General features: G+C 40.3%; 14 protein-coding genes. 4 read left to right on the top strand and 10 right to left on the bottom strand.

What is annotated here, in order from left to right; genetic code table 11:
- Genes E0E36_RS24385 through E0E36_RS24365 form a run of 5 tightly spaced genes read right to left on the bottom strand, consistent with a single transcriptional unit; the run spans window position 1 to window position 4,763 of the window.
- Window positions 1-978 (bottom strand): AAA family ATPase, encoded by a 978-nt coding sequence (locus E0E36_RS24385; RefSeq protein ID WP_013664017.1) that lies wholly within the window; start codon window positions 976-978, stop codon window positions 1-3.
- Window positions 942-2,153, bottom strand: coding sequence for a DUF4350 domain-containing protein (locus E0E36_RS24380; RefSeq protein WP_013664016.1), 1,212 nt, complete (start codon window positions 2,151-2,153; stop codon window positions 942-944). Before E0E36_RS24380 ends, E0E36_RS24385 begins: the two co-directional genes overlap by 37 nt.
- A gap of 12 nt (window positions 2,154-2,165) precedes the next feature.
- Complete coding sequence (locus E0E36_RS24375) at window positions 2,166-2,900, bottom strand: DUF4129 domain-containing protein (RefSeq protein WP_013664015.1); 735 nt, start codon at window positions 2,898-2,900, stop codon at window positions 2,166-2,168.
- Between the two features lie 10 nt (window positions 2,901-2,910).
- Window positions 2,911-3,819, bottom strand: a complete 909-nt coding sequence (locus E0E36_RS24370; RefSeq protein ID WP_013664014.1) for a glycerophosphoryl diester phosphodiesterase — start codon at window positions 3,817-3,819, stop codon at window positions 2,911-2,913.
- A 2-nt stretch (window positions 3,820-3,821) separates the two neighbouring features.
- Entirely contained in the window at window positions 3,822-4,763 is a 942-nt protein-coding gene (locus E0E36_RS24365; protein ID WP_013664013.1) for a stage II sporulation protein M, read from the bottom strand.
- A gap of 95 nt (window positions 4,764-4,858) precedes the next feature.
- Here E0E36_RS24365 and E0E36_RS24360 point away from each other — a divergent pair, with 95 nt between their 5' ends.
- Complete coding sequence (locus tag E0E36_RS24360; RefSeq protein WP_130858131.1) at window positions 4,859-5,593, top strand: RDD family protein; 735 nt, start codon at window positions 4,859-4,861, stop codon at window positions 5,591-5,593.
- A 19-nt stretch (window positions 5,594-5,612) separates the two neighbouring features.
- On the opposite strand, the gene E0E36_RS28445 is transcribed toward E0E36_RS24360, so the two are convergent.
- Together E0E36_RS28445 and E0E36_RS24350 are read right to left on the bottom strand one after the other, a co-directional pair.
- The gene (locus E0E36_RS28445; RefSeq protein WP_013664011.1) at window positions 5,613-5,933 is read right to left on the bottom strand and encodes a DUF2752 domain-containing protein; all 321 of its coding nucleotides are present in this window, start codon (window positions 5,931-5,933) and stop codon (window positions 5,613-5,615) included.
- A gap of 6 nt (window positions 5,934-5,939) precedes the next feature.
- The gene (locus tag E0E36_RS24350; RefSeq protein WP_013664010.1) at window positions 5,940-6,419 is read right to left on the bottom strand and encodes a DUF5684 domain-containing protein; all 480 of its coding nucleotides are present in this window, start codon (window positions 6,417-6,419) and stop codon (window positions 5,940-5,942) included.
- A gap of 254 nt (window positions 6,420-6,673) precedes the next feature.
- On the opposite strand from E0E36_RS24350, the gene E0E36_RS24345 reads away from it, so the two are divergent.
- A complete protein-coding gene (locus tag E0E36_RS24345) occupies window positions 6,674-8,101 on the top strand; it encodes an L-serine ammonia-lyase (RefSeq protein WP_013664009.1) in 1,428 nt (475 codons plus the stop codon).
- 244 nt (window positions 8,102-8,345) lie between these two features.
- Window positions 8,346-8,972 (top strand): hypothetical protein, encoded by a 627-nt coding sequence (locus tag E0E36_RS24340; RefSeq protein ID WP_013664008.1) that lies wholly within the window; start codon window positions 8,346-8,348, stop codon window positions 8,970-8,972.
- Here E0E36_RS24340 and lipB read toward each other — a convergent pair.
- Window positions 8,969-9,685, bottom strand: a complete 717-nt coding sequence (lipB, locus tag E0E36_RS24335; RefSeq protein ID WP_130858130.1) for a lipoyl(octanoyl) transferase LipB — start codon at window positions 9,683-9,685, stop codon at window positions 8,969-8,971. The genes E0E36_RS24340 and lipB overlap by 4 nt on opposite strands.
- Before the next feature lie 50 nt (window positions 9,686-9,735).
- A complete protein-coding gene (locus E0E36_RS24330; protein WP_242627386.1) occupies window positions 9,736-10,380 on the bottom strand; it encodes a 4'-phosphopantetheinyl transferase family protein in 645 nt (214 codons plus the stop codon).
- 464 nt (window positions 10,381-10,844) lie between these two features.
- On the opposite strand from E0E36_RS24330, the gene dcd reads away from it, so the two are divergent.
- A complete protein-coding gene (dcd, locus tag E0E36_RS24325) occupies window positions 10,845-11,381 on the top strand; it encodes a dCTP deaminase (RefSeq protein WP_013663986.1) in 537 nt (178 codons plus the stop codon).
- Here the strand turns inward: dcd and prfB are convergent.
- A protein-coding gene (prfB, locus tag E0E36_RS24320; RefSeq protein ID WP_013663985.1) for a peptide chain release factor 2 occupies window positions 11,378-12,464 on the bottom strand; the annotation gives its coding sequence in 2 pieces (ribosomal slippage) (window positions 11,378-12,403 and window positions 12,405-12,464; 1,086 coding nt in all). The genes dcd and prfB overlap by 4 nt on opposite strands.
- Window positions 12,465-12,560 lie beyond the last annotated feature (96 nt).

Raw genomic sequence — 12,560 nt, 5'->3', positions numbered from 1 at the left:
TCACCTCGGAATCTCGATATTCTTAATGAGCTGATGGATAACTTCATCAGGCGTAATGCCTTCCATTTCTCGATCAGGCGTTAAAACAATACGATGGCGCAATACGGCAGGTGTAACGCCTATGATGTCGTCCGGCGTGACAAAGTCACGACTATTCATGGCAGCAATAGCCTTTGCCCCATTCATGATGGCTAATGATGCTCGGGGCGACGCTCCCAGGAATAAAGACTTGTGGTTTCTTGTTTGATAGACGATCTTCGCTACAAACTCGATTAATTTATCTTCCACATGTAATTTCCTTACCGTATTCCGTAGGGATTTAATTTGTCCACTCGAGAGGACCGGTTGTATATGCTTGATTGTTTCAAGAGGATCCGCTTGATGGTGTCGGATCAAAAGCTCTGTTTCTTCCACCAGGGAGGGATAGCCCACCTCGATCTTAAACAAAAATCGGTCGAGTTGCGCTTCCGGTAAACGGTAAGTTCCTTCCTGTTCTATTGGATTTTGGGTCGCCAGCACTATAAATGGCTCTTCCATTGGGTGTGTGATACCATCTAGGGTCATTTGACGTTCTTCCATTACTTCGAATAAGGCAGATTGCGTCTTTGCGGGAGCTCGATTGATCTCATCAGCTAGAATGATGTTTCCGAATATAGGCCCTTTTTTAAATTCAAAATCAACACTTTTTGGATTGAAAATGGATGTACCCAGAACATCTGAAGGCATGAGGTCTGGCGTAAATTGAATGCGACTAAACTGTGCGTCAATACATTTTGCAATTAATTTAGCGGTCAACGTCTTAGCAATGCCCGGCACCCCCTCTATCAGTACATGGCCATCAGCTAAAATTCCGGCAATTAAGAGTTCAACCAGGTTTTGCTGCCCAACAACAACCCTACCGATCGAGTCTTTAATTTGTTGAACCGCTTGCTGTAATTCACCTAAATCGGCACGTTGTTCGAAAAATTCTTGTTCCATAGTATCTTCGATTGATTGTAAAACCGTTCCACGTAATTATTAAAATCTGTCAATTCTTGATCACTTAATTGTTTCCCCAAGTGAACAGCTTCCATATATTCAAATATCTTTTGAACGACATCCGCTGTGACACCCGAGCGTTCGGCAAGTAACGCTAAAAACTCATCGTTTAAATCGCTTGTTTTAATTCGATAGTGAGCGCGAATAAAATGAAGAAGATACTGAGCCTTTTTCTGTGCGATATCGCTATTGTCACGCTGTCGAAAATAAACGCTACTTACCACTTTTATAAATTCTACGCTGGTGTTTGCCATTGGATCTTCTATTGGAATGATCCGTTGTCGCCGTTTAATTTCGAACAGAACAAATAGTATTAGGCATGCAAGCATAATGTAATAAGACCACTTAAGTGAGGCATTGCTAAAAATAAATCGCAAGAGCGATCGCTCACCTGCCATACCAAGTAATTGATATTCATCATAAATGAGGGGCCGATTTGGATTTAAGTACGAAAGTGTTTTGGAGGCATAGGCAGCCCCTTCTTCAGTTAACAATGCGTAGTTGGTGAAAAAATCGGGAGAAGCCAACAAGTATAAGTCACCATTGCCGATATGATAACGCAAAAAATTTGCTTCACCTTTATTATTCGTACCTAATATAGTAGCTTTCAGTGTGTCTATTTTACTAAAGTATTGGGAAGCTATGCCTCTGTTGAACCGATAATAACGACCTGGAGCCAAGTGTTTATTCAGAAAATGAAATTGTAAGCTGTCTTTTGCAAAAAGAACATCTCGTGTACGAATTTGTAAATGAAGTGAATCTAAAAGAATTTGATTGAAATCACTCGCCGCGAGAAAAACATCGTTGCCTTTCTCGATATGTGTATAAAGCTTTTGATAATCATCGTTGCCCAAGGAAATCTTGGAGGAAATAATAAGTAAATTGGCACCTTTAGCCTTTGGAAGTGTTTCTTCGAGCGGTTGTCGACTATTATATACACCCCTTTTAAAAAGCTTCGGAAGTTCGCGATAGCATATGTAAGTTCCGAAAGGTATTTTGTCGCTTCGCTGATAAGTGGGCGACCAATTAACAGCCACTGGACGGTTATATTCAATAAATAAATATATACCCAACAATAAAAAACCTAGCAGAAGATACAACTTAAGATCTTTCATATGTTACTGTATCTAAATCCGATCCTTTAATTTCGCGAAACTTCTTCTAAAGTCGAAAAAATCGTTTTCTCTTACCGGAAAGGCGCCATACCATACTTTTTCAAACAGACCTGTCAAATTTCTAAAATCGTTGCTGAATGGTCTGTTTCCTAACTCCTGCACATAGATTTGATTCGTTTTTCCCGGTTGCCAATCGATTAATGCCCGATCTGTCAGTTCTTTTAGCAATTGAAGATATGATAAACGGACCGCCTGTCGGAAATTTTTGTTTGTAATAGCGGTCTGGAGCTCCATTTCAAAATCGATTTGATGTATGTCCTCTTCTTCCGCAATGGAACTTGCACCACTAACCCGATTTCTTCTTCCGAATATGTACAGTATATCCATACCGGCAATTTTATAGACAAGGAATAAGAGCGCGGCACTCCCTAGTATAATAAATAGCCATTTAAAAGTTGACCCGGATTGTCCGTTCGAAAAAATGCGGGCTAGCTGATTGTAAAGCCACTGTTTAAAATGTTGCCACCATCCAACAGGAACCTGTTCTTCCTCATACTTGAAGGCTGCGTCCTCTTTATAACTTGCTAACTTGGCAGCATCAAATGAGCGTAAAATTATTTTCCCGGTATCAATATTTATCTGTTTCTGTTTGTCTTGTCCTTTTGATAAAGCAGCGTCTATGCTTACGGCCTGGAGGGGGCGTATAAAAGATAACAAACACAATAGGAAGAGACAGATACGGTGCATCGATTAATAATTAATATTCTTCTTTTGGCCAATCGTTGGACGCCTTCACTCCGCCGGACCCAAAGCCTTCTATTCGTTCCATAAGGCCTAATCCGTCTTTCTCTTCTGTAAGACTAAAATACCACAGCGCACTCACAATTGCAGGTAAGATATAAAATAGCTGTGCTAAACCCGTTAAAATAGACCCAAAGATACTACCAGCGAGAACCAAGGTGGGAGAATCTTCAACAAATACGGCGCCGATACTTAGAAATGCTGATGGAAGACTCAGTATTCCCATGCTAAAATAGGCAATGATAGATGCTAGAAATATCAATGCGAAGGTTTTCCACCAGTGGTCTTTTATCAATTGTATGCTGCGCGATAATGCTTCAAATAAGCCTTTGTCTTCCATAATCATAATGGGCAAGGTTAAGCTAATAATGGGAATCAGGTAAAAACCGGGAACTAAACAAAAGAGGAAACCAATAAAGATGAATATACTTAAAAGAATGGTCGCTATGAAAAAGGATATAATATGGCTTTTAAATAAGTCCCAAACGGCTTGCATGGATGGAATTGTATGGTGGTGTTCTTTATAGAGTTTCATATAGCAATAGGTAACTAGATAAATTACGCTAACAGATAAGATACTGAATAAAAGTAACAGAAAGTAGGCTAAACCAAATGTGTATCCCGTCATATTTTCGGCTAATACGGTTGAGGTTGATGCTTTTGCCAAGCCAACCAATCGGATAGTTTTCATTTGTTGTGCAACGCTACTGGCTATTGTGGCGATAATAAAAAAGCCACTTATATATAAAAGGGGTTTAAAAAGATTTTTGAAATGTTGTTTGATAAAGCTGAAGCTATCATTCATCGTCTCACTGAAATCTCTTACCTTTCTTAATTCAATCGGTTCTTCAGAGGAATAATTCATAACTAAATAAGTTTGGAAAGCTTACGGGGATAAATCACCACGTACCATACGATAAAAAGAAAAGATGCTATCAATATAGCGCTGCTTAACCAGAAGGGCATAGCTGTATGTCTTGTTACAAAAGACTCCAATAAAGCAGCGATAATGAATATGGGGATCAATCCGACAATGATTTTTAGACCATCCTTCGCTCCCCGTTTAAGCGAAGTGAGTCTACTGTAAGTTTTGGGAAACAGCAGACTGTTTCCCAATATCAAGCCCGCGGCTCCTGCCAACACAATCGCCGATATTTCCAATGTGCCGTGTATCCAGATAACTAATACCGATTCAAAACCTAAACCTTTTGTAAAAAAATAATATTGAAAAGATCCCAACATAATGCCATTATACATAAGCAGTACGACCGTGCCAACAGCGCATAAAATACCCAAGAGGAATGCCATACACGACACTCGAATATTGTTCAGCGCAATCATCAAAAACATAAGCAACGGATTCGATTGTTTATATACGCCAAAAGGATCTCCTTTTTCTATATTAGTATTTGTCATATTTACATAGTCGTCACCTAAAACAAGCCGAACAAATGTTTCATCATTCGCGGCAGAGAATGCACCGATAAAGGTGAATAATAAGAAAAATACAGCAGAATAGGCCAACTGATTTCGATACTGAAAAAAGATAATCGGAAGCTCCGTTTTCCAAAAGCTCAGAAAACGACTTGCCTTTTCTTTTTTATTAATATAGAGCGACTGGTGTAGACGAGCTGCCAAGCCATTAAGATAGGCGGTGGTTTTCGATTTTGGGTAAAAGGTTTTGGCATAGGCGAGATCGTCCGTGATTTCGATAAAACGCGCTGCTAACTCATCCGGATGGGTTGTCTTTATTTTTTCATAACTTTCCCATTTTGCATTATTTTGTTTGACGAACAGTGCTTCCCGCATATGGTATTAATAATTTGAGTATAAGTCCTGAATCGAAATAAAGATAATAAAAATCAAACGCTTCCATATCCATGGATTTCACTAAATTCGTTTTGATGAATCATGTAAAGGTAATTACTTCGCAAAATATATCGATCGATTATGATGTCGCCGGCGTGGGCGAGCGGATCGCTGCACGTATAATCGATCTGCTCCTCTTTTTTCTTATTTATCTCTTATTTATATTGATCGTTTCAGGCTTAGGACTGGCTTTTGATAATACCGGTAATCTGATACTTTTGGCTTTATATGGTTCGCTGTTTGTGTTTTATGATTTGCTGTGTGAAATTTTTTTTAATGGGCAGAGTGTTGGCAAGCGCATACTGAAAATTAAAGTTGTCAGCCTAGACGGTTATCAACCTAGTGTAGGTCAATACTTTTTGAGGTGGTTATTCCGGTTTGTAGATTTTACACTAACAATGCAAGTAGGGGCATTGATCTGCGTGGCACTATCCGAAAACAAGCAACGAATAGGCGATATTGTGGCGGGCACAACTTTAATTAAAACCGTTCCCCGAACGCAGTTAGAAGCAATTGCCTTTCATCCTCCAACCGAAGAACTATATAAGCCCTTGTTTCCGGAGGTGACAAGTCTTAACGATCAGGACATAACACTCATTCATGATGTGTTGGCCAATTTCAGTAAGTCAGGCAATAATATGCTCGTATATAAAATGGCTATGAAAGCAAAAGATGTGTTACAAGTGAACATTCCTAACGAGATGAATGAATGGGAGTTTTTGAAACAAATTGTTCGCGACTATTCGTATCTGACATCAAATACGAAATAAAAGGCTCCATTAGCTGCGCTTAAAACATCTTGTTAAGATAGGACGTGATGATTAGAAAGCCCACTAAGCAAGATAATACGGTAGCAAGTTTTTCATTTTTCTTAAAATAACGGTTTTTTAGCAGGAAAAATAAACCTAATAATAAAAGTGGAATGGTTGGTGGATATTGTACTATACTGGCTTGCCATCGCCCCTGAAGTAATAACAATAATGCTCTTTGAAAACCGCAGCCGGGGCAATCTATGCCGGTTAACCATTTAAAAGGGCAAGGTAGAAGATGATGTTGTAGCCAGTCTATTCCGGACCAGCTACTGAAAATCAAAAACAGCAAATAGTTCATACCATATTAAGCTGTTGGGTCTCTAGGTGCATTCGGATCATCAAATGGATTCTTATAATTCTTAAACTGATCAAACGAGTTGCCACCTCTCGCTTCAGCAGCTGATGGTCCCAAATAGCGATCGCTCCCGAAGCCAATCATGGGAAAAATGATAAAAGAGAAGAAAAACGCCAGTACCGTGTATATTGAATCTTTTCCGAAGCTCTTCATCAACAGATTCAGCACCCAAATGATTACTACAAAGTTTACACAGGGAATCAGAAAGAAAAATATCCACCAAATAGGTTTTCCAACAATCTCAAGAATAACAATGAGATTGTAAACAGGAATTATTGCTGCCCAGCCTGGTTTGCCAGCCTTTTCGAACATTTTCCACAAACCGGCGATCGCTAAAATACTAAGAGCAAGCGAAACAAGTGTTGTGCCAATGCCCATGGCGGCAAATAAACCGGAGCTCATTGAATCGTTGTAATCGTAGTTGTTCATATGATTCTTATTTAAGTGAAAAACAGGGGTGTTGTTTTTATAAGACTTTTAACTTTTTTAGGTAAATAACTGCATTGAAAATTAGTTTATTATCAATTTTTTCGGCTTATAATAAACAAATATAAAATATGGAACTGATAAAACGTACAAAAATGTTTTCCGATGGTTAAAATTTTTAAAATGATGTCAATATCGGGTAAATGAGCCGATAAGGAAATCACAATTATTAGGCTTAACTTCGTATGCGTTATTTTATGAATAAAGAACAGATTTCCATTTTTGATATTTTCAAAATCGGTGTCGGGCCTTCTAGCTCGCATACCCTTGGGCCATGGCGTGCAGCACAACGATTTATCCAAAAGCTTGATCAAGAAAAGAGGCTTGCTGATACAGAAGCAGTTAAAATCTTACTCTACGGATCCTTGGCCAAGACGGGTAAGGGGCATGGAACCGATATAGCAATCCTTTTAGGGTTGAGTGGTGGTGACCCCGTGACTTTCGAGGTTAGTCGGATTCAACCAACAGTTGACCAGATTAAGGGTGATTGCCAATTGTGTCTTGCCGGGCAGTATGTAATTCCTTTTAATTATGGAGAGGACTTGCTTTTCCTGATGACGGAAAGTTTGCCCTATCACCCAAATGCGGTTACCTTTCAAGCTTTTTTCAGAGATGGAACGGCGTTATCTGAAACTTACTTCTCTATTGGTGGAGGTTTTGTAGTCCAGGAAAATCAACGGGCAGGTGATACAGAAGAGGTGGATCTACCCTTCCCCGTTCAAAATGCGAAGGATTTATTGATGTGGTGTATGCGTACCGGCCTTAAAGTTTCAGAGGTGGTGCTCGAAAATGAGCATGCATGGCGAAGTGAAGAAGAAACTAATAAGGGGATCTTAAAGATTTTTCATACGATTCGTGATTGTATTTATCGAGGCTGTCACACTACGGGTACCTTGCCGGGAGGCTTAAATGTGGAAAGAAGAGCCGCTAAATTAAATAAAAAATTATTGAACGGCCGTCATTATGCCGATTTTGAAACCTGGATGTACGCTATCCGTGAAGGAGGGAGTGGTTTCCAGTATACGTTAGATTGGGTAAGTTGTTTTGCCTTGGCCGTGAACGAGGAGAATGCTTCATTCGGACGGGTCGTTACCGCTCCGACAAACGGTGCTGCCGGTGTAATCCCAGCCGTCCTTCAATACTTTTTAATATTCTGCAATGGCTACAATGAAGAAAAAATCATTCAATTTATAGCGACGGCATCGGAGATAGGAAGTATCTTCAAGAAAGGATCGACGATATCGGCTGCAATGGGTGGATGCCAGGCTGAGATTGGTGTGTCTTCGGCGATGGCAGCGGCGGCATTAACCGAGTGTTTGGGCGGATCCCAGCGCCAAGTACTGATGGCAGCTGAAATTGCCATGGAACATCACCTTGGACTAACATGCGATCCCATCGGCGGATTAGTACAGGTACCCTGTATCGAAAGAAATACCATGGGAGCTATTAAGGCCATTACAGCATCGCAACTCGCTTTACAATCCAATCCCGAAAAGGCAAAAGTAAGTTTAGATGCCGTAGTGCACACCATGTGGGAAACAGCCTTGGATATGAATGTTAAGTATAAAGAAACTTCTGATGGTGGTTTAGCAACCAACATTCCGTTGAGTTTGCCCGAATGTTAACGGGTTGTCCGTCGCTAATCGTTCGGGATTAAGTTGAATTTCATTCGCGTTTCCTTTACCATTAATAGGGTGTTAACAAAGTGTTAGTAAGGGGTTTATAAAGGGTTAATAAGGGTATCACCCTTATTAACCCTTTATAAATTCTTCTTTAAAACTTTATAAATTCTTTTTTTATGATATATTTGAGTGGAAGCAGCAGTAAACCAGCTTCGACTAGCAGATATATAAACCAAAGGCTTTTAACATGGCAATTGCAAAGAATGGTCTTCATGGCCCTATTAATGGAAGGACGGGGGATTTAACGACGTATGAATTAAATGGTCAACTGATTGTTCGTACGATTGGGCGCCGTACCAAACCTTTCTCTCCCAAGGAATTATTGAATCAGGCTAAAATGAAAGCTGTATCTAAATTTTTGACACCGATAAAGCCTTTTGTCCTATTCGGTTTTAGGAATGCAGTTCCGCCTGGGAGTAGGGTGGGACCTTTTCAGATGGTACAGTCATACACCCGTAAATACGCCGTAGAGATCGACGAAAATGGTGAACCCTATATCAACCCGGAAAAGGTTTTGATAAGTAAAGGCCCAATAATTCCGCCGCATAACTGCTCCGTTGAACGAAATGGGACTCGTATTACGTTGTCATGGGAATCATTAGGTGGATGGAAAGGGGATCGTTTAGTGGTTTTGCTATATGATGGCGACTTATTTCGTCATTTTAGAGAAATCGGCGCAGAAAGGGTCGCACAGACGGACAGCTGGGAGAATAGCACCTTAGCCTTTGCTGAGAAGCCAATACATGTATATGCCTCCTTCCGGGATACCTATCATGATACGCTTTCCGATAGTGTGTACTGTGGAGTGATTTAGAACGCAGTCAATGCAGCGCTTATTAAATTCATTTTGAACAAATCAGCAAAATGTTTTTTTAAGTGTTCTTTTACTTCTTCCATGTCTACTTCCCGTCCTAGTTCACCTTGTAAAGAAGCTACGGCTTTATCGTCTATACCACAGGGCACAATATGGTTGAAATAATTTAGGTCCGTGTTGACGTTAAATGCAAAACCATGCATGGTAACCCACCTACTGGCTCGAACACCGATAGCGCAAATTTTCCGGGCTTTTTCATTGTCCGGATCCAACCATACGCCGGTATAACCCGGGTACCTGCCAGCCTCAATCTCATAATCGGCTAATGTACGAATCACGGCCTCTTCAATCGTACGCATGTATAGATGGATGTCAGTAAAAAAATTATCAAGATCCAATATAGGATAACCAACTAGTTGGCCAGGGCCATGATAAGTAATATCTCCTCCACGGTTTATCTTGTAATAGGTTGCTTGCTTATCGTGTAGCCCCTGTTCATCTAATAATAAGTTTTCGGGCTTACCGCTCTTACCCAGTGTATAAACATGCGGATGTTCTACGAAAATTAAATAGTTGTCTGTAGGATGATTGGTGCCATTAACCCGGTTGCCCGTTTTCTGTTGAACTACCTGCGCGAAAATAAGTTCTTGCCGATCCCACGCTTCTTGATAGTCAACCCTGCCCCAGTCTTGGAAATAAACGTTTTTATTCATGTGTAATCCTAATAAGGAATGCAAAGTTACGGAAATAGGAAGAAAAGCACCTATCCCATCACATATCCTAACATAAACTCCCGAAAACGCTCGTAGTAAACGGTATAGATCGCATGTTGATGCGGGCCTTGAAGATGGGCAACAATACTGCTCCCCTGTTCTTGATACGTAAAGGGTTCGATATAAATATTGTCTTTAAAAGAAACTCCTTTTTTTCCTTGTAACTTATAGACCGCTTCTTTAGCTGTCCAGCAAGTTAAAAGCTGTTCTACATAGCGGTGTTCAGGCTGAAGCTGTGCCAGCTCTTCGGGTTTCATGAATTTACTGGCAATGACTTCTATTTTAGGTTTGACCAACTCCATGTCGATTCCTACCTCGTATCGTGTACTAAGCATGCAAGCAGCATAATCAAAGGAATGACTGAGTGATATTTTATGCGGAAAATTAACTAAATAAGGTTTGCCATTCTCGTCAGAAGGGCAATCAATATAACCCGGGGTATCTAACATGGTGCGGAGCAAAACACGTGTTCCCAACCAATTTAATGTCCTTTTACCCTTGTTAAGTCGCTCCAAAAAAGCCTTTTCACTTCTGTTTAGCTGTAATTTAGCCAATAGCTCTTCAGCTGTTTCTTCAATTTTCCAAATGGCAAAACGTGTGTGCGGATTAACTTCCTTAAGATATACTAAACCCATGAATAAAAGTAGTAAATTTTTATCAATAGCCATCAGCTTTCAGCGATCGGCTTTCGGCTGTTTGGTTAGTTGTTTGTTATTAGTTATTGGTTATTAGTTATTGGTTAGCGAGCGCACATTCATTGGCTATGAAAAGCTGTAGGCGTTAAGCAATAAGCAGATGGCATTAGGCCGTAAGCTTTAAAGTACCTCCCTATCGGAAGACAGCCCAAACCATTATCACATCGGCTAATTATCGCATCGGCTCATCATCACATTGGCTAATTGGCTCATCGGCTAATTATTTCAGCTATCAGCTTCGGACGCGCTGGCCGTTCTAATCATGTCGGCTATCATCACATTGGTTCATCAACTACTTAACTACTTAACGATTCAACTACTTAACTATTTCCCTACTCAACAACTCAACTCATTCACAAATTGATTAATTATTCCTTATGTTTGTATCCTGCACTAAAAACACTATGATACTTTCAGACAAAAGGATTTTAGAGGAAATCGATAAAGGCTCTATTATTATTGAACCATTTAAGCGTGAATGTTTGGGGACGAACTCATATGACGTTCATTTAGGGAAATACTTGGCTACTTATAAAGATCGGGTATTAGATGCTAAGGTTCATAATGAAATTGTTCACTTTGAAATTCCGAAAGCTGGTTATGTGCTTGAACCAAACACCTTGTATTTGGGAGTGACATTAGAATATACAGAAACCCATAACCATGTACCTTTCCTGGAAGGTAAAAGCAGCACAGGACGTTTAGGTATTGATATTCATGCCACTGCCGGAAAGGGAGATGTCGGATTTTGTAATACCTGGACACTTGAAATATCCGTGGCTCAACCGGTACGTGTATATGCTGGCATGCCCATTGGGCAGTTGATTTATTTTACGGTAGAGGGAGATATCCACACCATGTACAACACAAAAGGGAATGCGAAATACAATAGAAAGACAACGCGACCCGTTGAATCCATGATGTGGAAAAATGAATTTTAGTTTCCACCAAATTCCATCAGATAAGATTTTAGAAATTCATCCAATTCACCGTCTAATACCGCTTGGGTATTGGATGTTTCGTGACCTGTCCTTAAATCTTTTACCAGCTTATAAGGATGTAAAACATAATTACGTATTTGCGAACCCCATTCTATTTTTTTCTTGCTGCCTTCAATAGCCGCTGTCGTTTCCATACGCTTACGCATCTCAATTTCATAAAGCTGCGATTTTAAGAGACGCATAGCGTTATCCTTATTTTGGAGTTGTGAACGCGACTCCTGGTTCTTGATAACAATTCCTGAGGGCTTGTGGTGCAGCCTAACGGCTGTTTCTACCTTATTGACGTTCTGTCCACCAGCGCCTCCTGAACGGAACGTGTCCCATTCAATATCCGAATCTTTTACCTCAATCTCAATTGTATCGTCCACCAGTGGATAGACGTATACGGAGGCGAACGAAGTATGCCGTTTCGCATTGGAGTCGAACGGAGAAATTCGCACTAAGCGATGCACGCCGTTTTCTCCCTTTAAATATCCATAAGCGAAATTGCCGTCAAATTGAAGTGTCACTGATTTTACACCTGCAACATCGCCTTCGAGGAAGTCTTGCTCCGTTACCTTATAGCCATTCTTTTCTCCCCACATAATATACATACGCATCAACATAGCCGCCCAATCACAACTCTCAGTGCCTCCAGCGCCGGCAGTAATTTGTAAAATAGCCGTTAACTGATCTTCTTCGGCACTAAGCATATTTTTAAATTCGAGCTCTTCAACCCGTTTCAGCGCTTCTTGAAAAAGTTCATCGGCTTCCTGCTCACTGGCGTCGCCACTCTGATAAAAGTCGAACATGACAGAAGCATCGTCAATGGCTTGCAGTAGCTCGTCAAAGCTATCTGTCCAAACTTTTTTGCTCTTGATCGACTGCAATACTTTTTCCGCTTCTTTTGGATGATCCCAAAAGTCTGGTTTTAGGGTTATTTCTTGCTCTTGGTTTATTTCTTTTTGTTTTGCATCAATGTCAAAGATGCCTCCTCAGGGAAGCTGCTCTATCCCTTAATTCTTGAATGTTTTCTTTCGTCATAGAACAAAGGTAGGATTTTAAGTTATAAGTTTTAAGTAATAAGCTTTAGGCTGTAGGCATTGGGCAATAAGCTTTAAAGTACTTCCCTATCGGAAG

Source organism: Olivibacter jilunii (assembly GCF_900607235.1).
GTDB classification, from domain to species: Bacteria; Bacteroidota; Bacteroidia; order Sphingobacteriales; family Sphingobacteriaceae; genus Olivibacter; species Olivibacter oleidegradans.
This window is presented reverse-complemented; position numbering and strand designations above follow the sequence as displayed.

What these genes read in the sequence shown, in the direction of transcription:
- E0E36_RS28445 (WP_013664011.1), bottom strand. Translation starts at nt 5,933, where the DNA reads ATGAACTATTTGCTGTTTTTGATTTTCAGTAGCTGGTCCGGAATAGAC.
- E0E36_RS24375 (WP_013664015.1), bottom strand. Translation starts at nt 2,900, where the DNA reads ATGCACCGTATCTGTCTCTTCCTATTGTGTTTGTTATCTTTTATACGC.
- E0E36_RS24365 (WP_013664013.1), bottom strand. Translation starts at nt 4,763, where the DNA reads ATGCGGGAAGCACTGTTCGTCAAACAAAATAATGCAAAATGGGAAAGT.
- E0E36_RS24340 (WP_013664008.1), top strand. Translation starts at nt 8,346, where the DNA reads ATGGCAATTGCAAAGAATGGTCTTCATGGCCCTATTAATGGAAGGACG.
- E0E36_RS24380 (WP_013664016.1), bottom strand. Translation starts at nt 2,153, where the DNA reads ATGAAAGATCTTAAGTTGTATCTTCTGCTAGGTTTTTTATTGTTGGGT.
- E0E36_RS24345 (WP_013664009.1), top strand. Translation starts at nt 6,674, where the DNA reads ATGAATAAAGAACAGATTTCCATTTTTGATATTTTCAAAATCGGTGTC.
- E0E36_RS24385 (WP_013664017.1), bottom strand. Translation starts at nt 978, where the DNA reads ATGGAACAAGAATTTTTCGAACAACGTGCCGATTTAGGTGAATTACAG.
- lipB (WP_130858130.1), bottom strand. Translation starts at nt 9,685, where the DNA reads ATGAATAAAAACGTTTATTTCCAAGACTGGGGCAGGGTTGACTATCAA.
- dcd (WP_013663986.1), top strand. Translation starts at nt 10,845, where the DNA reads ATGATACTTTCAGACAAAAGGATTTTAGAGGAAATCGATAAAGGCTCT.
- E0E36_RS24330 (WP_242627386.1), bottom strand. Translation starts at nt 10,380, where the DNA reads ATGGGTTTAGTATATCTTAAGGAAGTTAATCCGCACACACGTTTTGCC.
- E0E36_RS24360 (WP_130858131.1), top strand. Translation starts at nt 4,859, where the DNA reads ATGAATCATGTAAAGGTAATTACTTCGCAAAATATATCGATCGATTAT.
- E0E36_RS24350 (WP_013664010.1), bottom strand. Translation starts at nt 6,419, where the DNA reads ATGAACAACTACGATTACAACGATTCAATGAGCTCCGGTTTATTTGCC.
- E0E36_RS24370 (WP_013664014.1), bottom strand. Translation starts at nt 3,819, where the DNA reads ATGAATTATTCCTCTGAAGAACCGATTGAATTAAGAAAGGTAAGAGAT.